General features: G+C 58.7%; 16 protein-coding genes. 11 read left to right on the top strand and 5 right to left on the bottom strand.

What is annotated here, in order from left to right:
- Window positions 1-12 precede the first annotated feature (12 nt).
- The 8 genes from AC5S26_RS01475 (at window position 13) to AC5S26_RS01440 (ending at window position 12,164) form a co-directional block, all read left to right on the top strand.
- Window positions 13-1,959 carry an ATP-dependent DNA ligase gene (locus tag AC5S26_RS01475; RefSeq protein ID WP_494183070.1) on the top strand — a complete coding sequence of 649 codons (1,947 nt, stop codon included), beginning with the start codon at window positions 13-15 and terminating at the stop codon, window positions 1,957-1,959.
- A 145-nt stretch (window positions 1,960-2,104) separates the two neighbouring features.
- Window positions 2,105-3,391, top strand: coding sequence for a glycosyltransferase (locus tag AC5S26_RS01470; RefSeq protein WP_494183069.1), 1,287 nt, complete (start codon window positions 2,105-2,107; stop codon window positions 3,389-3,391).
- 200 nt (window positions 3,392-3,591) lie between these two features.
- Entirely contained in the window at window positions 3,592-4,626 is a 1,035-nt protein-coding gene (locus tag AC5S26_RS01465) for an aldo/keto reductase (protein ID WP_494183068.1), read from the top strand.
- A 192-nt stretch (window positions 4,627-4,818) separates the two neighbouring features.
- Window positions 4,819-6,342 (top strand): outer membrane beta-barrel protein, encoded by a 1,524-nt coding sequence (locus AC5S26_RS01460; protein ID WP_494183067.1) that lies wholly within the window; start codon window positions 4,819-4,821, stop codon window positions 6,340-6,342.
- 93 nt (window positions 6,343-6,435) lie between these two features.
- Entirely contained in the window at window positions 6,436-7,920 is a 1,485-nt protein-coding gene (locus tag AC5S26_RS01455) for an outer membrane beta-barrel protein (protein WP_494183066.1), read from the top strand.
- Between the two features lie 221 nt (window positions 7,921-8,141).
- Window positions 8,142-9,650, top strand: a complete 1,509-nt coding sequence (locus tag AC5S26_RS01450; RefSeq protein WP_494183065.1) for an outer membrane beta-barrel protein — start codon at window positions 8,142-8,144, stop codon at window positions 9,648-9,650.
- 88 nt (window positions 9,651-9,738) lie between these two features.
- Complete coding sequence (locus tag AC5S26_RS01445) at window positions 9,739-11,562, top strand: glycoside hydrolase family 35 protein (RefSeq protein ID WP_494183064.1); 1,824 nt, start codon at window positions 9,739-9,741, stop codon at window positions 11,560-11,562.
- 68 nt (window positions 11,563-11,630) lie between these two features.
- The gene (locus AC5S26_RS01440) at window positions 11,631-12,164 is read left to right on the top strand and encodes a YybH family protein (RefSeq protein ID WP_494183063.1); all 534 of its coding nucleotides are present in this window, start codon (window positions 11,631-11,633) and stop codon (window positions 12,162-12,164) included.
- Between the two features lie 161 nt (window positions 12,165-12,325).
- Here AC5S26_RS01440 and AC5S26_RS01435 read toward each other — a convergent pair whose 3' ends face one another.
- The 3 genes from AC5S26_RS01435 to AC5S26_RS01425 all read right to left on the bottom strand — a co-directional run bounded on the left by AC5S26_RS01435 (window position 12,326) and on the right by AC5S26_RS01425 (window position 17,714).
- A complete protein-coding gene (locus tag AC5S26_RS01435; protein ID WP_494183062.1) occupies window positions 12,326-13,975 on the bottom strand; it encodes an aspartyl protease family protein in 1,650 nt (549 codons plus the stop codon).
- Between the two features lie 117 nt (window positions 13,976-14,092).
- Complete coding sequence (locus AC5S26_RS01430) at window positions 14,093-15,646, bottom strand: DHA2 family efflux MFS transporter permease subunit (RefSeq protein ID WP_494183061.1); 1,554 nt, start codon at window positions 15,644-15,646, stop codon at window positions 14,093-14,095.
- Between the two features lie 430 nt (window positions 15,647-16,076).
- Complete coding sequence (locus AC5S26_RS01425) at window positions 16,077-17,714, bottom strand: SPOR domain-containing protein (RefSeq protein WP_494183060.1); 1,638 nt, start codon at window positions 17,712-17,714, stop codon at window positions 16,077-16,079.
- Window positions 17,715-17,862: 148 nt separating this feature from the next.
- On the opposite strand from AC5S26_RS01425, the gene AC5S26_RS01420 reads away from it, so the two are divergent.
- Both AC5S26_RS01420 and AC5S26_RS01415 read left to right on the top strand, forming a co-directional pair.
- Complete coding sequence (locus AC5S26_RS01420) at window positions 17,863-18,639, top strand: zinc ribbon domain-containing protein (protein WP_494183059.1); 777 nt, start codon at window positions 17,863-17,865, stop codon at window positions 18,637-18,639.
- Complete coding sequence (locus AC5S26_RS01415) at window positions 18,636-19,163, top strand: 5' nucleotidase, NT5C type (protein WP_494183058.1); 528 nt, start codon at window positions 18,636-18,638, stop codon at window positions 19,161-19,163. Before AC5S26_RS01420 ends, AC5S26_RS01415 begins: the two co-directional genes overlap by 4 nt.
- Here AC5S26_RS01415 and AC5S26_RS01410 read toward each other — a convergent pair.
- Complete coding sequence (locus AC5S26_RS01410; RefSeq protein ID WP_494183057.1) at window positions 19,123-20,094, bottom strand: LysR substrate-binding domain-containing protein; 972 nt, start codon at window positions 20,092-20,094, stop codon at window positions 19,123-19,125. The two genes, AC5S26_RS01415 and AC5S26_RS01410, sit on opposite strands and share 41 nt — an antisense overlap.
- Window positions 20,095-20,180: 86 nt before the next feature.
- Here AC5S26_RS01410 and AC5S26_RS01405 point away from each other — a divergent pair, with 86 nt between their 5' ends.
- Window positions 20,181-20,696 (top strand): GNAT family N-acetyltransferase, encoded by a 516-nt coding sequence (locus tag AC5S26_RS01405; protein ID WP_494183056.1) that lies wholly within the window; start codon window positions 20,181-20,183, stop codon window positions 20,694-20,696.
- A gap of 6 nt (window positions 20,697-20,702) precedes the next feature.
- Here the strand turns inward: AC5S26_RS01405 and AC5S26_RS01400 are convergent, their stop codons facing one another.
- A complete protein-coding gene (locus AC5S26_RS01400) occupies window positions 20,703-21,170 on the bottom strand; it encodes a DUF2251 domain-containing protein (protein ID WP_494183055.1) in 468 nt (155 codons plus the stop codon).
- Window positions 21,171-21,255 lie beyond the last annotated feature (85 nt).

Genomic DNA, 21,255 nt, shown 5'->3' with positions numbered 1-21,255 from the left:
GGTCTCTACGAAATGGCTTTGTTTCAGGACGTAGCGAATCTGGCGGAGACGCTGGCACGGGAATCCAGCCGGCTCAAAAAACGAGCAGCGATCGCGGAGGCGATCCGCACGGTGCATGAGGCTGACCCCAGCGGCGAGGATGCAGGAAGATTCGCACTATATATTGCGGGAACCCCGTTTGCAGAGGCGGACCCGCGAAAGCTGAACGCAGGGGGAGCGCTGCTTTCAAAGGCCCTGCTTGAGGTGAGTGGGGCGACGCAGGTCGAGTTGACGGCCGCGTATCGCCGTCACGGCGACCTGGGGGCCGCAGGCTTTGATCTCCTCGGAAAAAATCCCACAGCCAGCACTTTGACCCTGAACGAAGTTGCCGAGGCATTTGCGGCCATGGCCGTTGCGAGAACGACAGCAGTTCGCGCCGGGCTGGTACAAAATCTGTTGCAGAGAGCGACCCCACTCGAAGCAAAGTATCTATTGAAGCTGATGATCGGGGATATGCGCATCGGGGTAAAGCAAAGCCTGGTGGAGGAGGCCATCGCCGCAGCTTCGTCCACTGCCGTTGCGGAGGTCCGCCACGCTGTCATGCTTGAAGCCGACCTCGCCTTCGCGGTGCAGCGAGCCTTTTCGGGAATCCTGAAGGAAGCGCATATGCGCCTTTTTCATCCCCTCGGTTTCATGCTCGCCTCTCCCGTCGACTCGCCAGAAGAGGCCGTTGAACGATTTGAAGAAAAGCCTGCAGTACCGTCCGGCGCGAAAAAGACGCGAAAGAAGAAGACGGAAAGCGGTCAAGGGAACGATGCAACAGAGACCGCTCCTGCCGAGAATGTAGAACCGCCAGCGCTTCAGCTTCCGTCCGATCAGCGAATCCTCGCAGCCTTCCTCGAAGACAAATACGACGGCATGCGCGCGCAGCTTCACTGCGGAGATCCCAGCGAGCCGGATCGCGTCGCCATCTATTCGCGGAATAAAGAAGATGTCACCGAGAGCTACCCGGAGTTGGAGGAGGCCTTCGCCAAAGCAAGCGAAGCCGGTACGGGGCCGCTCATCTTCGATGGCGAAATTCTGGGCTGGGATCTCAAGGAAGGCCACGCATTACCCTTCGCAGTCCTCGGCCAGCGCATCGGCCGCAAGCGCGTCTCGAACGCCTGGCGCGAGCAGGTTCCCGTGATCTTCATGGCCTTCGACCTTATCTTCGCCGATGGAGAGCTTCTTCTCGACCTTCCCCTGCGCGAGAGGCGGAATCGGTTGGAGGCCGTGGTGGAGCGCCTCGTCGAGACCGCCCGCTCCCCGCTCGCAGTCGATGAGCGCACTAGGTTGCCGCAGGGCATCATGTTCGCCGAACCGGATGGCGAAGCCGTGGAACGGTTAATGCTGGCTCCATCGCGGCTGGTCGAGTCTGTCGAGGACATCGAGCGCGCTTATGCGGAGGCTCGCGCACGCGCCAACGAAGGCGTGATGTTGAAGGCGGCAGAGTCAATCTATCAACCCGGACGGCGTGGCCTCGCCTGGCTGAAGCTCAAGCGCGAGCTGGCGACGCTTGATGTCGTCGTAACCGGCGCGGAGTTCGGTCACGGCAAGCGTGCGGGCATCCTCAGCGACTACACCTTCGCGGTGCGCGGCCCCGTCTATGAGAAAACCGGCGAGCTGCTCAATGTAGGCAAGGCTTACTCCGGCCTGACCGATGCGGAGATCTCGGAGCTCAGTGCCTGGATGATGGAGCACACACTTGAAGACCGTGGCTTCTTCCGCACGGTCGAGCCGCTGCGGATTCTCGAGGTCGCCTTCAACAACATCATGCGCAGCGACCGGCATGCCAGCGGATTCGCACTGCGCTTTCCGCGCATCGTGCGCATCCGCGATGACAAGCCGGTCAGCGAGATCGATACCGTCGATCGTGTCGAAGAGGTCTACCAGTCGCAGGTCGATAAACCCGTCGAAGCTGAGACCGCGAGCGAAGACTAGAACCAGAACGACTCCCTCTGCATACCCCGGATGAAAACGGAATAAACACGGCGACCTAGGTGTTTATCTGACGAGCATGCAAGATGCGAAAAGGACCTGCGTTCGAAGCTGCTCTCCACGGTAAATGCCGTATCAGGAGGTTCAATTGAGTCAGATCCTTGTTTGTGCTGTACCGAACACGGGACATGTCGGGCCGATGTTGGCAGTCGCTCAATCTCTCAAAGAAATTGGCCACGACGTCACGTTTCATACTGCCGAGACCTTTCGTCGGCAGATTGAGTCCAAGGGGCTTCGCTTCATTCCTCTGACAGGCAAGGCTGACTACGACTCTCTCTACCGCGATGTAGACGAGAACCTGACCGTTGATGAGCAAAAAGCCCTGGGGGTGAAGCAAGGATTCTTTGAGACGATTCCCGATCAACATCAGAGTATCCAACGAATTCTGCAAGATTTGCCGATCGATGTTGTGATCGTTGACACGATGTTCTTCGGGGCCTATCCCCTCCTGTTAGGACCAAGAGAAAAGCGCCCTCCGGTTCTTGGCTGCGGACTAAACCCACTGTGGTTGAGTGATAGCGATTTCGCCTATGACATTACGTCGGCCGATATCGAAAAAGGTGCGCAGGAGGTCTTCAAGGAGGACCGCAAAATCCACAGCCTGTTCAACTCTCTCACGGGGTTGGCCGATACGATCCTGGCGCTCTACGGCTTGCCGCCCTTGACCAGAACGTTTCTGGATTCCATGTATACCTTGCCTGATGTCTTTCTTCAGTTCACGGCAGCGGCCTTTGAGATCCCCCGCCTCAAAATGCCGAGTACATTCCGTTTTATCGGTCCCATGCCACCCAATCAGCCCGCTCATTTCGAGGAGCCTGCATGGTGGCCCGAATTGGATAGCTCCAGGCCGGTTGTGCTGGTTACGCAAGGAACGCTGGCCAACCGCGATCTCAACGAAGTCGTTCAACCGGCGTTGTCTGGTCTTGCCGATGAAGATGTTCTGGTCATCGTAGCGGTCGGGCACGACAATACGGTGCAGCTCACCGTGCCTGCCAATGCAAGGGTTGCCTCCTTCATTCCTTTCAGCAACCTTCTTCCTAAGGTGGATGTGCTGGTCACCAACGGTGGATACGGCGCGGTCAATCAGGCGTTCAACGCAGGAGTTCCGATTGTGGTCGCGGGCGAGACGGAAGACAAAAATACGGTCGCGGCGAGAATCGCCTGGACAGGCGCGGGCATAAACCTGAAAGCCCGGTATGCGAACCCAGAGAAGATTCGCGATGCGGTACGCGAGATCTTAGCGAATGAAAACTATCTTGAAGCAGCACAACGGCTGCGAAGGGGCTTCGCAGACTACGATGCCGCCAAAGAGCTTGGACGTACAGTGGACGCGATGATAGCGCAAGCAGGCTCTGATCTCGCGTATACGCACTGAAGACCACATGCAGACCCGGGCCGTAGGGGTGATCGTGTGTGGCAAGGGGAAAGCTGTTGCCGCTTTCCCCTTCACTTTTTAAGTGTTCTTTGATCGCCTTCATTTCGTCCATAAGGCCACCGTATGCTCCTGTTCATGGAATTTTTTCCTCGTAGAGTTATCCTCGAAACAAAATAGAGTCGAGGAGCATCCATAGCCTTATGGAATATAGACAGCTTGGACGATCGGGATTGAAGGTGCCGGAGCTTTGCTTCGGTGCGGGAACGTTTGGCGCAAACAACGAGTTCTTCAAAGCGTGGTCGGAGACGACACAGCAGGAGGCGGACCGCATCGTCGGCATCTGTATGGATGCGGGGCTGAACTTCTTCGATACCGCAGATGTCTACTCGAACGGTTCGAGCGAAGAGGTGCTGGGCAAGTCGCTGAAGGCCTACAAGCGCGAGGATGTGTTGATCTCGACGAAGACCACGTTCCGTTTTGGCGAAGGAGCCAACAACGTCGGATCCAGCCGCTACCACATGATCCAGCAACTCGAAGGAAGCCTGAAGCGGCTTGGTACGGATTATGTCGACGTGTACCACATGCATGCCTTCGATGCTGCGACCCCGGTGGAAGAGACTCTGAACACTCTCGATCAATTCATACGCGACGGCAAGGTGCGGTATATCGCCTGCTCGAATTTTTCCGGCTGGCACCTGATGAAATCGTTAAGCGTAAGCGAACGCTACGGGTGGGCGCGCTATGTCGGTCACCAGGTGTATTACTCGCTCGTTGGCCGCGATTACGAGTGGGAACTGATGCCGCTGGCGCTCGACCAGGGCGTAGGTGCGCTGGTATGGTCGCCACTCGGCTGGGGCAGGTTGACTGGCAAGATTCGCCGCGGCCACCCGCTGCCAAAGGACAGTCGCTTGCAGACGAAGGTCGTGCTGGACAACGGACCCCGTCCTGACGATGAGTATGTCTACAAGGTCGTCGATGCCTTGGATGAAGTAGCCAAGGAGACAGGCAAGACCATCCCGCAGATCGCGCTGAACTGGCTGCTGCAGCGTCCGACCGTCTCCACGCTGATCATCGGGGCGCGTAACGAAGAGCAGCTTAAGCAGAACCTCGCAGCGGTCGGCTGGAAGCTTACGCCAGAGCACATTGCAAAGCTCGATGCCGCCAGTGAGGTGCAGCGTGCTTATCCGTACTGGCACCAGGTGCAGTTCACCGAGCGTAACCCCTTGCCGGTGTAAACCTTTAGCACTGTGACAAAGAGCCGCGGATGATTGTCGCGGCTCTTTGTCTTTAACTGTCTTACAATTCTTTAACTGACTTCCTACGGCTTTTTTATGTCGCGCTGCATATGCTTGGTTATGCCGTCCTAGTGGTGGGCGATGAGATCTCCAAGACCGATTCATCGAGAACAGGCTGCCGGCAGGAGAGGTATGAAAACAAGTAATAGATCCAGCTCGGTGCGAAGTATGTGCCTGGGCTTTTTTCTTGCATCAGGCGCAGCAGTTGCGCTTGCGCAAAGCGATTCTTCTTCTTCCTCAGATATACAGACTGCTTCGACCGATAGTGACGCAGGTGTGCTTTACAAAGTTCCAGGAGTAACCGAATCCCAAGACGCAGCACAGAGCAGCTCGACGAATAGCGTGCCGGCCTCGGGAAACTTCTTTCAGCGGCTTGGCGGCTACTACAAGGCCGACTGGACGGGAAAACTTCCGTCCTTATCGTCGCCGCGCCGGATGCTCGATGCTCCGCTCGATTCGCCTCCGTTTCCAAGCTCCGACTGGGGATACGGCGGCTCGCCGGCCATCGGCGTGCCCGACGGCAACGTCTATCCCCTCATGACGGCACTGGGCAAACAGAACAGCCGCACCAAGATCTATGGCTGGGTCGCCGCAAGCGTCAATGGGAGCACATCGGACAAGAACAACTTCCCTCTCTCCTACGATATATTTCCCAACTCCGTGGTACTGAATCAGGCAGTGATCTACCTCGAGCGACTTCCCAATACGGTGCAGAAGGAACACTTCGACTGGGGCTATCACCTGACGGCGTTCTACGGCAACGATTATCGTTTCACGACAGCCAGGGACTACCTGAGCCAGCAGCTGCTGCAGAAGAACCGCCGCTATGGCTTCGATCCCGTCCTTGAGTATCTCGACCTCTACTTCCCCGTAAAGGAAGGCCTCAACATTCGCTTCGGCCGCTTTCTTTCGGTGCCCGGCATCGAGGCGCAGCTTGCGCCGAACAACTACAACATGACGCACTCCCTGCTCTACACGATCGATCCCTTTACTGATACCGGAGCGATCGCGACCCTGAAGCTGACGAAGCAATGGATAGTACAGCTCGGCATCTCGGCGGGACACGACGTTGCGCCATGGTCTGACGACGCCAAGCCGTCTGCAATCGCCTGCCTCAATTACTCAACCACGACGAACCACGACAACTTCTACGCTTGCGCCAACGGCATCAACGACGGCAAGTACGGCTATAACAACCTGCAGCATTACGATGCCACTTGGTATCACAAATTCAACGCGAAGTGGCACATGGCCACCGAGGCCTGGTACATGTACGAGCGCGAAGTCCCCAACGTCGCAGGCAACGTCGCGAACCCTGTCCCCACCAAGATAGGAGCGAACGGCGCCTACTGCGCTCCCGGAGAGCTTACCTGCACCGCGCCGGAGTATGCGATCGTCAACTACGTAAACCGCGAGTTCAACCCGCATCTCTTCGTCGGCTTCCGCTCGGATCTTCTCAACGACAAGAAAGGCCAGCGCACCGGCATCCCCGGCAAGTACACGGAGAACACGCTATATGCGACGAAGTACTTCGGGTCTACGATCCTGGTACGGCCTGAGATCCGCTTCGATCACTCATGGGATCGTCCGGGCTACAACAGTGGCACGGCGAGGAATCAGTTCTTCTTCGGTATCGACCTTATCTACAAGTTCTAATGTCTGGAGAGCTGCGCTCGTCTGGACCAATAGTTTGAGACACAGGCGGTAAGAGGATCCAGTTCTCTTACCGCCTGCAAACATAGGAGCGTTATGCAATCGACGAACAGGTGGCAGAACGCTCGACATCTGGCGAGAGTCCTGTTCCTGCTATGCCTGTGTTCTGTCGCACGGGCCGACAGCGGCGACGCAACTCCACTCGGGCGAATGTACCGGCTTCCGGGTGTCGGCGACGTCGAAGCTCAGTCTGCGGCTCAATCATCAGAGCCTCAGCGCACCTTCTTCACGCGCCTCGCCAATTTCTACAAGTCCGACTGGACAGGCAAACTGCCTGCATCGTCTTCGCCTCCCCGCCGTGCGCTCGATGCTCCGCTCGACTCGCCGCCATTTCCGTCTTCTGACTGGGGCTATGGCGGCTCCCCCACCATCGGCGTTCCCGACGGCAATGTATATCCGCTGATGACGGCGCTCAAGAAGCAGAACAGCCGGACGAAGCTCTACGGCTGGATCGAACCCACTGTCAACGCGAGCACATCATCGGATACCAATCTGCCGCTGGCCTATGCCATCTATCCCAACTCCATCCAGCTCAGTCAGCTCGTCGTGTATCTCGAGCGGCTGCCCGATACGGTGCAGAAAACGCACTTCGACTGGGGCTTTCATCTTACGGCCTTCTTCGGCACCGACTACCGCTTCACCACGTCCAAGGGATACCTAAGCAGCCAGCTTCTCGACCACAACAACAAGTACGGCTTTGACCCCGCGATCGAGTATCTCGATCTCTACTTCCCTGTTCGCGAGGGCCTGAACCTGCGTATCGGGCGTTTCATCTCCATCCCCGGCATCGAGGCCCAGCTCGCCCCCAACAACTACGCCGTGACACACTCCCTGCTCTACCTGACCGATCCGTTCACCGATACCGGCGCGATCGCAACCCTGAAGCTGACGAAGCAGTGGATGGTGCAGGCGGGCATCACCGCGGGACATGATGTCGCACCCTGGACCGACGATGCCAAGCCCTCGGCAACGATATGTCTGAACTACTCGACAGCAAGCAACCATGACAATCTCTACGCGTGCGCCAACGGCATCAACAATGGCAAGTATGCCTACGACAACGCGCAGCACTACGACCTTACTTGGTACCACCGCTTTAACGCGAAGTGGCACACTGCGACGGAGGCCTGGTATCTCTACCAGCTTGACGTGTCGAACGTCGCTGGCAACGTCGATCATCCCATCAGCCCCGGCAAGGGAGCGAATGGGGCTTTCTGCGCGACAGGGCAGCTCCGTTGCTTCGCCCCGGCCTATGCCGTGGCCAACTACCTGAACCGCGAGATTAACGCGAAGACGATGGTCGGCTTCCGCTCCGACTTCCTCGACGACCGCAAGGGACAGCGTACCGGCATCCCGAGCAAGTACACAGAGAACACGCTCTATCTGACGCGTTATATCGGAACCACCGTCATGTTGCGGCCTGAGATCCGCTTCGACCATTCGTGGGACCGCAAAGGCTACGACAACGGCAACGCACGCAACCAGTTTTTCTTTGGAGCCGACCTGATCTACAAGTTCTAAACGCTGTTGAACATTGGGGAGGCGCGATGCGCGTGGCCTCCCCATCGCCTCGAAGAGAGATGTCGCAAGAGGAACAGACTGGACGTCTATACAAATATTTTTCTTTATTTTTAGTCTGTTGCATCGAGCTTTCGCAATGCTAGACTTCTCCCGTTCTGCCGACCCGAGTTCCGCCGTAGGAACTGCCGTGCGAGGCTGCAGAACTACGGAGAACAATCCCAATGATCAGCCGCTTGACGGGCGGGGCTCTATGCCTCGGCCTGATTCTTGCGTTTGGGTGCGCATGCGCTCTGGCGCAGGACCATTTAATAGAACGAGGCGACGTCGGCCGGGAACAGGTGACTCTGGGCGCAGTAGCAGGAGTCGGTCTGTTGCCCACGCTGCCTGCCGACGCAACGAGCTCTCCCAAGAGCATTCAGCAGAGCGCTGGTCTGCTGCACCGGATCAGCCGCTTCTACCTGACAGATTGGGGTGGAGCTCCCTCCCCCAGTGCGCCCGCGGTGCGCCGTGGGCTTGACGCCCCGATGGACTCTCCTCCTTTCCCCTCGTCCGACTGGGCCTATGGCGGCTCGCCGACGATCGGCGTGCCCGATGCCAATGTCTACCCGGCCATGTCGGCGATGCAGCAGGAAGGCCGTCGCACTCGCCTCTATGGTTGGGTTCAGGCCTCCGGCAACGCCAGCACCTCTTCGAGCACAAATTACCCCATCACCTATGGCTTCGTTCCCAATCGCGTGGTGCTAAATCAGGGTGTACTTGCACTCGAGCGGCAGCCGGATACGACGCAGGCCTCGCACTTCGACTGGGGCTTTCATCTCTCCGGCCTCTTCGGTACCGACTACCGCTACACCACTTCGAAGGGTTACCTGAGCGGGCAGCTCCTGACCGACAACAATCAGTATGGATTCGACCCGCTCTGGGAGTCGCTGGATCTCTACTTCCCGGTCAAGGAAGGGCTTGTCGTCCGCCTCGGTCGTTTTCTCGCGATGCCGGGGATCGAGACACAACTTGCGCCCAGCAACTACGCCCTCACGCACTCGCTGGTCTACTCCGCCGCGCCTTCGACCGAGACGGGAGCGATGGCTTCGCTCAAACTGACGAGGCAATGGATCGTGCAGTTGGGTATCTCGGCCGGTCACGACGTTGCTCCCTGGACGGTGGACCGTAAGGCTTCGCTGATCGCTTGTGTCGATTACTCCACCACAACCAACTACAACAACCTGTACCTGTGCGCGAGCGGAATCAACGATGGAAGGTACGCGTACAACAACGTGCAGCACTACGACGCGACTTGGAATCATCGCTTCAATGCGAAATGGAACACCGAGACAGAAGCATGGGTGATGTACGAGCGCGATGTCCCTAACGTCGCGCACAACGTTCTCTCTCCCATTCCTACCGAGACAGGAGCCAATGGGGCTTTCTGCGCCGCAGGCCAGGTCGCCTGTATGGCTCCAGCATACGCCGCGATGAACTACCTCAGCCGCACCATCAGCTCGAAGTTGTTTATCGGCATGCGCACCGGATTCCTCAACGATAAGAAGGGCCAGCGCACCGGCATCCCCGGCAAGTACACAGAGAACACCTTCTACGCAACCAAAACCTTCGGCACCACCGTCATGCTGCGCCCCGAGCTTCGCTTCGATCACTCGTGGGACAATCTGGGCTATAACGCTGGCAAAGCACGGAATCAGCTCTTCTTCGCCATGGACCTGATCTACAAGTTCTAGCCGGCCCGATGTATGCGAGGCGTAATGTATAAGAAATCGAGGGAAGGCTCGCGCCATAGCCTTTCCGCGTTTCTTTGGAGTAGATGATTTGCGTCAGCGACTTCTCGCCCTTCTCCTTGTCGTCGGCTTCGCTATAACAGCCAAGGCTCAACCTGCTGCAGGCCATTCCTTCGCCGTAGCGAATGGACAGTTCACTCTCGACGGCAAGGCCTTCCGCGTCATCTCCGGCGAGATGCACTACCCGCGCATTCCACGTGCCTACTGGCGCGATCGTCTGCGCATGGCCAGGGCGATGGGCCTCAACACCATCACGACCTATGTGTTTTGGAACGTCAACGAGCCGCAGTCCGGCGTCTACGACTTCACTGGCAACAACGACGTCGCGGAGTTTATCCGCGAAGCTCAGCAGGAGGGCCTGTACGTCATCCTTCGTCCCGGCCCCTACGTCTGTGCCGAGTGGGAGTGGGGCGGATATCCTGCATGGTTGTTGAAGGATCGAGACATCGTCGTCCGTACGACGGACCCGAAGTTCATGCAGCCGGTCGCACGCTGGATCGACCGCCTTGGTAAGGAACTTGCGCCGCTGCAGATCGGCAACGGTGGACCGATTATCCTCACACAGGTTGAGAACGAGTACGGCTCCTTCGGCAACGACCACGCCTACATGCAGCAGATCCATAAACTGCTCGTCGACGCCGGATTCACGAAATCGCAGCTCTATACGGCTGATGGTCCCGCCCAGGTTCCCGATGGCTCGCTGCCCGACCTTCCTGTCGGCATCAACTTCGGCGGAGAAAAAGATGGCGATGCGAAGGAAGGGTTCGCCACACTGAAGAAATTCCGTCCCAATGGCCCCTTCTTCAACAGCGAGTACTGGGCTGGCTGGTTCGATCACTGGGGAGGGAAACACGCCCACACCAACACCGAGGCACAGCTGGCAAATCTCAAATGGATGCTCGAGCAGGGCTACTCCGTCAGCATCTACATGTTTCATGGAGGCACCAGCTTCGGCTGGATGAACGGCGCCAACAGCGACGGCAAGGGAAGCTACGAGCCCGACGTGACCAGCTACGACTACGACTCGGCACTCGACGAGAGCGGACGTCCCACGCCAAAGTACTTCGCCATGCGCGACATCATCGGGAAGACGACAGGCATCACGCCTCCACCCGTCCCGAAGGTCGCTCCGGCAATCAGTCTTCCTGCTGTCCCCCTGCCGGAGACGGCGTCGCTATGGGATAACCTGCCGCTTGCCATTCAATCAGAGAACGTCGAGAGCATGGAACAGATTGGCCAGGCGTACGGATATATCCTCTACCGGTCGCATCTGAAAGCGGACGCAACCGGCGAACTGGTGTTGGACGCTCTGCACAGCTACGCGCAGGTATACGTCAATAAAAAGCTGGCAGGGACCATCGACCGTCGCCTGAAGCAGGATCGCCTCACGCTTCGTGCAACCGCAGGAGCCCAGCTCGATATCCTCGTCGAAAACACGGGCCGCGTGAACTTCGGCAAGGCCATCAACGGCGAGCGCGCGGGCATTACGAAGCAGGTCACGCTGGCAGGCAAGCCACTGCTCGGCTGGGAGATCTATCCCCTGACCATGACCCACACCGACAAACTGCCTTTTGCGAAGAAGCCCTGCGAAGGTCCTTGCTTCTATCGCGGCAGCTTCGACCTCACAAGTACCGCAGACACATTTCTCGATACCACCGCGTTCACCAAAGGCCAGTTATGGCTGAACGGGCTGGCGTTGGGACGCATCTGGAACGTCGGCCCGCAGAAGGCGTTGTACGCTCCTGGGCCTTTCCTGCGAGAGGGGCGCAACGAGGCAATCGTCTTCGACGCGCAGGGCAAGATGGGCGGCACCCTCAAGGGCGTCGATCATCTAGAACTTGGCCCTGTGAAATAACCGTTCGCAAAGTATCTTCGTGTTGATATAGTCCTCCGACTGGAACAAATACCGGTCGGAGGATTTTTATGCAGAAAGTTTGCATTACGACAGTAAAAACGGGTCCTCTACTCCTGGGCATGGCGCTGCTGTTCGCTGCCGCAGGCTGCCAGCCCGCGGCGCCCGACGCCGCAGCCATCGCGAAGGCACAGGCCGCCGACGAAGCCACGATCCGCCAGCTCGATGCCGACTGGGTAAAGGCTGGCGCCGCAAAAAACATCGACGGCTGGGATGCCTTCTATGCCGATGACGCCGTCGTGTTGCCGCCCAACCAACCCATCGCCAACGATAAGGCCGCCATCCGGCGCAGCGTCGCCGGTCTGCTCACGCTGCCGGGGCTCTCTCTCAGCTGGCAGCCGACGAAGGTCGAGGTGTCGAAGTCCGGCGATCTCGGCTATCTCCATGGCACCTACCAGATGTCCATGGACGATGGCAAAGGCCAGCCGGTGCACGATACCGGCAAGATTCTCGAGATCTGGAAGAAGCAGCCGGACGGCAAGTGGAAGTGCATCGTCGACACCTGGAACTCCGACCTGCCCGTGTCCACACCCGCCGCAAAGTGACCGCGCAGGAAGAAAGCCCGGCGATGTGCCGGGCCTCGTATTGTTCGTGTCGCGATGGAGTGGCCTGTCGACGACACTGCGCCTTTCGATGACATCGACCTCGCAGTCGAGGAATTCAAGAGAACGAATCTTGCCTGAAGATCAGGTTCTAAGGACCGGGTCTATCTGTTGTAGCCTCGATTCGCATCGTAGGTGAGGTTCATCAGGCCATCGCGATAATCAATGTCGATCTTGAGGTAGCCAAGCGCCGTAATCCCAATCAGCCCCGAGACATCCATCCCCACCGACTTGCTCATCGAGTCCGTCGAAAACGACACCACATCCTGCACCTGCTGCGAGAGGTGAGCGAACCGGAACGTAATCTTATCGGCGACAAACACCTTGTCCACCTTCCCGCTGATCCCCTTCACCGTCATGTCGTTATCGTTGTGTACCTTTGTTACCTCGCATGCCGTCTCTGGGGAGATGGTCGTTGCAAATGCTCCCGTATCCAGAATGAACAGCTTCTGGGCAGTATTGTTCAGCGCCGCCGGAATCAGAAGGTTATGCCCGATGCGATAGATCGGGGTCCAGTCCTTCATCTCCGGTGCGACATAGCGGTTATGCGGCCCGCTCGAGACCGGCTCTTTCTTCTCGCTTGTCTCCGCCGGTGCCTCCTCGTTGCCTTCATTGCCTGTCGTTTCGAGCGCCGGTTTCGCCGTTGCCACTTCATCCGGCCGCTTCGGCAGCGGAGCCAGCTGTAGCTTCCGCATCGGGTAGTCCAGTGTCACCAGAAAGTGCGAGAAGACATCTGCTCCAATCAGCCCGTCCATATCGACCACGTTCCCCTGGTCGATCACATCCACCTGGCAGTCGCGGAACTCCAGCGGCCCGATCCGTATATCGTCCGCGTAGGCCGTATACCCCTGCCTGCCCCCCTTGCTTCCGATTCCCGCAATCTCCGTCTTGCTGAACTGCTTCAGCCCTGCATGCTCCGCGACCGACCGGCTGACGATCAGTCCGCTCGCGCCCGTATCCAGCTGCAGCCGCGAGTTGTGCCCATTCAGCTTCACGTCAAGCCCGAACGCCCGGATACGGGTCGCATCATGCAAGATCAGCGCGAAAGGAACCGTGGCCGAATCAACCTCCGACACCATCCGGCACGACCGGTGCGGATCGGTAAGCTGATGCTTCAGAAACTCCAGGTAGAGCCCGAGATTCTTCTTTGTCTCCGCATCCTCCCCGCTTCCCGACGCCAAATACGATTCCAGTTCGGCAATCCGATCCTTGAGTGGAAGCGTCCTCAACCACTCACGCCGGATCCCCGGATCGTGCGGGTCCAGCCTGTGCGCGGTCTTGACCTCGTTCGCCGCCACTCCATAGTACGAACTCAACCGATACAGCTTTGCGCCCAGCAGACGAAGCGGTGCATAGCACGGGTCGATCGTCATGGCGTCGTTCATCGTCGCGACGGCCAACCATGGCGTTCCTTCTCTGTACTGCACCTCGCCTAGCGCCGTCAGCAGTTCCACCGACTTAGGGTGCTGTCCCAGCGCCTTGTGAACTAGGATGTCGGCCTCATGCACCTTCTGCTGTCGCAGCAGCACAAGCGAATACTCCTTCGTAAGTGAAGGATCGTCAGGACGCCCCTGAAGCTGCCCCTGGTAGAGCGTCGCGGCCTTCTCGTAGTTGCTGTCAAGAAAGGCCCGTTGAGCCTCCGTAGGAGTCACGGCGGGCGCGACCACGCAATGGACCGAGCCCGTCGCGGCCGATTGACAAAAGCTCAAAGCAGGCAAGGCAGAGACAAACAAGGCAAAGCAAAGACGCTTCAATGGAGCTCCGAGAGCACTGAATTCTACGAGTGCTCTGACAGCATAGTTTCCATCGGAGATTTGGGGAAGAAAAATTGGACGATCCATTCCCGGAAAGAGAATGGATCGGAATTGGAGCTAGTGACCCGCCGACGGACTCGCATTCTTCGGTGGCTTCGGGATGAAGAACAGCAGAGGAAGCATGCAGGCGCAGAAGATCGCCATGTATTGAATAATGTCGAGGTACGCCAGCATCCCGGCCTGACGGTGCAGCTGGTTGTAAATGTACGCCTGCGCCGTGTGTGCCGAATCGCCAAGGAACGGGTTGCCGTCACCATGACCTCCGAACATGCCGCGCAGCTTCTTCACCTGATCGACAAAGGCACCATTCCCCGGCGTCAGGTTGCGGACCATCTGCGTCTCGTGAGCTGCCGTCAGTCGCGTGAGCATGGTCGCCACAAAGGCCGTTCCGCACGATCCGCCGATGTTGCGGGCGAGATTCGTCAGGCCGGAGACGTCGTTGCTCTCCGACTGCTTCACCCCGATGTAGGCGATCATGTTGATCGGGATGAACAGGAACGCCAGCCCCGAGGCCTGGAACACGCGCAGGAAGACCAGGCGTGGGTAACTGATCCCGAGGTCCATCGTGTGCATCGTGATCAGCGACAGCGTAAGCATGGCGAAGCCATAGCCCATCAGCTTGCGCGGGTCCACCTTGCTCGACAGGAAGCCCACCACTGGCATCATTGCCATCATCATCAGGCCCGCCGGTGACAGCACCATGCCCGCAAGCTGCGCCGTGTAGCCCAGCAGCGTTTGTACAAACTGCGGAATCAGCACCGTCGTGCCGTAGAGCGAGAAGCCCAGCACGAACATCAGGATGAAGCCGATGGCAAAGTTGGGGCGTTTGAAGAGCGTGAGATTGACGATCGGCCGATTCCCCACCTTCAGCTGCCGCAGCTCCCACCAGATCATGAACACGAAGGCGACAATCATCGCGATAAAGAAGAACGTAATAAGAGCCGAACCGAACCAGTCGTCCTCCTGGCCCTTGTCGAGGATGAACTCCAGCGAGCCGAAGGTGATGCCCAGCAACGCGAAGCCCAGAAAGTCGAGCTTGATCCCGCCCTTCTGCGACTCTTTCACCTGGTCGTGAACCCACGGCGGATCCTCAACAATGCGCGAGGTCAGGAACAGCGAGAGGATACAGATCGGCACATTCAGGAAGAAGATCCAGCGCCAGTCATAGTTGTCGGTGATCCATCCGCCCAGTGTCGGCCCGATCGCCGGGGCCACCACCACGGCAAGACCGTACATCGCGAAAGCCTGCCCTCGTTTTTCAGGAGGGAAGGTATCGGCGAGAATCGCCTGTTCCGAAGGAGCCAGCCCACCTCCGCCGATTCCCTGCAGAATGCGGAAGAAGACCAGCAACGGCAGCGAAGGGGCCAGGCCGCACAGGGCCGAGCTGACGCCGAAGAGCAGCACGCAGATCATGTAGAACTTTTTGCGCCCGATGAAGGTCGTCATGTAGGCGCCCGCCGGCAGGATCACCGCGTTCGCAACCAGATAGGAAGTCAGAACCCACGTCGCCTCGTCCTGCGAGGCACCCAGGCCGCCCGCGATATGCGGCAGGGCGACGTTGGCGATGGAAGAGTCAAGCACCTCCATGAAGGTCGCCAGGGTTACGGTCATGGCGACGATCCACGGATTTATGCTCGGTCGCCACGCAACATGCGGAGCAGCCGTCGTCTCCTGAGTCTTCTCAGGAAGCTGGGAACCGGGTAAGTCTAATGTAGTCGAGGCCATGCGTTGTGGTTTCGATTCCTGCCCGAAGTCGAGAGATTCAGTTTTTGCTCGGCTTTTTACCGTTGCCCCGAAGGTGGTGCAGACCGGGCTAATACCAGAGAAGAGTCAAGTCTCGTAACCGCCTAAATCGCTAAAACCAAAAAGGATCTACGTTGCCGATTCGCTACGCTCGACTCGTTATAATAAATTCAGGACAGAACAAGAACGCCCAGGGAGTGATCCCGGGGCGTTTCTTTTGCGGTCTAGTGCTGAAGGTCCAAAGCTAAGTTATATGTTTAGAATATTTTGCGCAAAAACAGGGAAGGGGTACCCTGCTTTAGCGGTCGTAGTTCTGAGCGTAAAGGTCGCGGGGTAATCCTGCGCCGCGAGCCTTTTGTTTAAAGGCGTTCGCCTCTTCGCGGGTCATCGCCCCTCCCACCGTTACTAGATAAGGTGCACGGCCATTGGGGGAAAAGACCTCAGGGTTCAGCGACGAATGTTGCTTTTTCAGGTCTTCGACCTTCTGTTGCGCCTGGGCTTCGCGGTTGTAGGTATACGCCACCACATGCCATTGCGTGCGTCCGGACGAGGGTGCTGCCCCGGACGAAGGAATGGAAGGCGTCGCTACTTTCGGAGTAGCCACCTTCCCTGATGTCGACGCCGGGAACCCTGCCGTTGGCTTCGCCTTCAGGGCAGGAGAAGTAGTGTCAGCCGGCTGTGCCGTTGGAGTCCGCGCATCCTCGCTGGCTCCTGCAGTCGCTCCGCTTCGTGTGAGCCGCCAGCCGAAGAACACCAGCAGCAGGATCGCCACTGCTGCGGCTGCCCAGAGCTTTGTCCGGCGTGGATCTCGCTCCACCGGCCTCACGATGCGGTGCCTCACATCCGGTGTCTGGGCAGGAATCGTGGGGATCGCCCGCCGCTCTGCTGTTCCCACAGTCGAGGGCTTTGTATCTCCCGGTTTCGCCGCAACGGTCGACTTCGCCTCTTCGATCCCATCGAACAGTGTTGCCCGGGACCCCGTCTTCGGGAGGGTTACCGGGGATTCTGTTTTTAGCCCGATCGGCAGGGTTCCTGCGTCAGCGGCTGGCTTCTCCTTCTCCGGCTCCTTCCCTGCGGTTTGGGCAGCAGCGGGGCGTGGTGCCGTCGCCGCCGCGACCTGAGCGGGCGAAACCGGCCCAAGCGCGGCACTCATCTCGCTGAGTCCCCACTTTCCGCTCAACCCATTGCGAATGATGCCATCGAACGGGGAGGGCAACAGCGTGGCCGAGCCCTGCAGCGCGCGCCTTCCGGTCATTGCCTGCAGCAATACGGCTGCCAGATCGTGCGCGTCCTTGGCCTTTCGTTGGACCGCGGCCGCCTCACCGCCGTCGGGATCGGCATTGGCCTCTTTTACGCAGTCGCTGCGAAGTTTAATGATCTCGCCCGCTGCAAGAATATTGATAGGCTCAATCTGCTGGTGCACCAGTCCGCGCGCGTGCAGCGCGGTAAGGGCGGCGAGCAGGCTGGCTGCCAGTTGTTTGGCCTCTTCGACGGTAAGGGTGCGATTCTGCAGCAGGTCCGCCAGGCTCATCTCTGTCGGCTCCATGACGGCATACACCAGCGGAGTGCCGTCCAGCATGGCCTCGCCATACTTCCGCATGGCCACCAGGTTCTCCTGCTGGATCTCCGACACCATCCGCCACCGCGCCAGAATCTCCGGCTCATCGAAGTGCGCTTCGATCAGACGGACCATCGCTGGCGTACCCGTACCGTTGGTAGTCAGGAAGAAGGCGCTTCGACCCTCTGGACGGATCAGCTTTTTCAACGGGTAGGCTTCAGCAATCGTTCGGCCTTCGTAGTCATTCCACAGTTGCATATACAGACCAGTCCTGAAGGGATGTGTGTGCAGGAAGAGTGCCCATCGGGCAAGTGGTACAAGAGCCGCTCTCTTCTCCGGAACGTGCACACGGCGAGTAGCGGCTCGTAACGTTCTCATTATCCTCCAATGCTCGAGCCATCTCAACGCGCAGATCTTTGCACGTGCCTGAATTGGTTCAGGTCCGCCGGCCGTGCTAGACTGCGATTTTTCCGGCCTTCGTAATTTCTGTTCACTGCGACCGGCGAAAAAAGGGAAGAAGGCCTCGATGCACCCGGACCTCGAAAAGATGATTGTGCTGCAGGGCTTCGATCTGGAAGCCCGTCGCCTGACCGAAGAGATGGCCTCGCTGCCAAAGAAAGTCGCCAGCCTCGCGGCGGATCACGAAGCGGCAAAACGACAGCTGGCCTCTACCGTGGACGGTCTCGCGAAGGAAGAAGCTCTCCGCCGTCGCCAGGAGCTCGATGTAAAGGATCATCAGCAAAAGGCCGCACGTCTCCGTAAGCAGATGGATGTCGTCACCACCACCGCGCAGGCCTCGGCGCTTGAGCACGAGATCTCGTTCGCCGAGAACGAGGTGACCCGTCTCGAGGATGCAGAACTCGAAAGCATGGAGCGCACCGAGCAGCTCGAAGCTGCAAAGCTCACCGCGGAAGAGACTGTCGGCAACCTTGCCCTGGCGCACGCTGCCGAGAGTGCTCGCGCCGCCGAAGCCCTCGAACGCGACCGAGCCCTGCTCGCCGGTATCAACGCAAAGCGCATCGAGTTGCGTCCCCAGATTGGGGAAAACTCTCTCTCCGTCTATGACCGCGTCGCCAAATCGCGCGGTACCGCACTGGCTGAGGGTGTTGACCATAAATGCTCCGCCTGCCAGATAATGGTGCGGCCGCAGCGCTGGAACGACCTGCGCGATCGCGGCAACGAAGACATGTTTACCTGTGAGAGTTGTGGACGGCTGCTCTATTGGGATCCGGCCCGCGACGCCCCGCAGAAAAAGCCCGCACAGAACGAGAGCATCGCTGCTTCCATCGTGAGAGCGCTGTGAAACGAATCTGTGTCGATATGGATGAAGTCATGGCGGATTCACTAGCGGAGCATCTGCTTCGCTATAACCGTGACCACAACGAGAACCTGACCCTCGACGACCTGCAGGGCAAGGCGCTTTGGGATGTCATCTCCATCGACCGCCATAATGCCCTCGAAGGCTATCTGCGCTCTGAAGATTTCTTCGAGGGCCTCGCCGTGATGCCGGAATCGCAGCGTGTCATGCGCCTCCTCCAGCAGAACTTCGATGTCTTCATCGCGACCGCCGCCATGGAGGTTCCCACCTCCTTCCACCAGAAGTTCCGTTGGCTCGAGCGGCACTTTCCCTTTATTGCTCCCTCGCACATTGTCTACTGCGGCGATAAGGGAATCCTCAACGCCGACTACCTTATCGACGACAACCCGCGCCAGCTGCGACGTTTCAAAGGGGAAGGCATTCTCTTCACCTCGCCTCACAACATCGCAGTCAAAGGGTACCGTCGCGTCAACGACTGGCTCGACGTCGAGAAGCTTTTCCTCGGCTAGCCGCTCCCCCGGTCTCAGTGTCTTTACCGGTGGAGTTGCGAAAGCTCTCCCGCGCCACTGTGGCAAATGCGCTCACGACGGCGCGGTCTTCGCTCGCGCGGAAGGCCAGCTCGATATCGCTCATCACGCACGCCCCTCGCAGCGCGGGGCACGATACATTCTCTCCCGCGATCTGCTGCACGCAGGCCGGGCCGATGGAGACACCAAGCCCGGCACCAATCAGGCGAAGAATCGTCAGCCACTGTGGAGCCTCCTGCACCACGCGTGGACGAAATCCATGTTCCTCGCACAGAGAGATTGGCTTCTCATAAGCCAGGGCGCCCGCCATCGGCGCGAAGAAGACAAACGGCTCTTCACGCAAATCTGCGGCGGAGATCATCTCCTGTCCCGCTAGCCGGTGCGTATTCGGCAAGACGGCGACGAAGGGCTCGGAGAACAGGGTCTCGACATGCAGGCCTTCCGTAGGCCCACCATCCCGCAGGAAACCGGCATCCAGCGCGCTGCGATTCAGCGACTGCGCGATCCCTGACGTGTACGACTCCGACAGCTGCAATTGCACTCGCGGATAAAGCTCGCGGTAGCGTCCCAGCATGGCAGGCAGTGGAGTCAGCATGCCCGAGCCAATGAATCCCACGTTCAAAAAACCCTCATCGCCACGGCCGATGCTGCGAGCCTCCTCCATATCCTCGCGAACGTTGCGTAGCGTCCGCCGCGCGCGATCCAGAAACACCTCGCCCGCGGCCGTCAGCCGAACCGCTCGCGAGGTGCGCAGGAACAGCGGATAGCCCAGAATCTCTTCGAGTCTGCGGATCTGTTGCGAAAGAGGTGGCTGGGCCAGATGCAGCCTCTCTGCAGCCCGGCCGAAGTGAAGCTCCTCCGCCACGGCTACGAAATAGCGCAGATGGCGCAATTCCAGGTCACGGTCATCCATATCTAAAACATCATAATTCGAACGAACAATATATTGGACGTATCACATCACGACTCTTAACCTGAAATCAGAAAAAGGAGCTCGTCATGTCTTCGACCTTGTCTCTTGCCGATATACCCTCGAATGAAGATTCGATGTCCGCAGCCTCCATTCAATTGCGACCTTTCAAAACCGGGGACTCCGAAGCCTTTCGTCTTCTCAATGAGGCCTGGATCACGAAGTTTTTTGGGCTCGAGGAGAGCGATAACACGATCCTTGGGGATCCCGAGGGGTGCGTCCTTGCAAAGGGTGGCCACATCTTCTTCGCCGTCGCAAATGGAAGACCGATTGGCTGCTGCGCCCTGGTCCCAATCTCCGAGGGTGTCTACGAAGTCGCCAAGATGGCCGTCGCAGAATCCTGGCAGGGAAGGGGAATCGGCCGCCGGGTTCTGGCGTACACCATCGAGCAGGGACGCGCGATCGGCGCGAAATCGCTCTACCTCGAGACCAACAGCAAGCTCGCCAATGCGATCCATCTCTACGAATCGCTCGGCTTCCAGCACCTGCCGCCCAAGCAGTCCCCGTATGTCCGCGCCAACGTTTTTATGGAGTTGTGCTTCTAGTTCGCTCTAACCGTTCGTATCCGGCGATCCAGCCATCCCATACAGCTCGCTCTCAAAGCGCTGGATCGCCGCCTCGGACCAGGCATGGGAAGCCTTCCTCCACGTATCGCCCTGCTCTTCGAGGAAGTTCGGAAAGTTCAAGCGGCAGTAACCCGCTCGCTCCCCAAAGTCGTACAGACCCTGCGGGGTTCCGTCCAGGTACAGTAAGGCTCGCATTCCGTCGCGCGACCACTCCACCGCGGCGATGCGCTCCGGCTCCGGTCGCTCTAGCTCGGCATCACTCTTGGCCAGCGCCTCGACGTTATAGATCAGCATCGCGTCCAGAATGCTCTCCTCGTGCGTCGTCTGCGAGCGATCGCAGGCGTAGAAGTAGCCTGCAATCCCTTCGTCTTCAAAGACCACCGTCCACGGCGGTGCAGTAGGAGAATCGGAGGAGAGAAAGGCGCGTCCGGGCGTAAAAGTAAGCGACTGCATACCTCTCACGATACGATAGAAAGGATGCCTCATGGCAATGGCTTGATGAAGAAGAAGGCGGACGCCGTTTGAAGGTTCCTGCATT

This window comes from Edaphobacter sp. FHG110511_03 (assembly GCF_059115365.1).
Note: the sequence above shows the minus strand (reverse complement) of the source record. Positions and strands in the feature narration are given on the sequence as shown.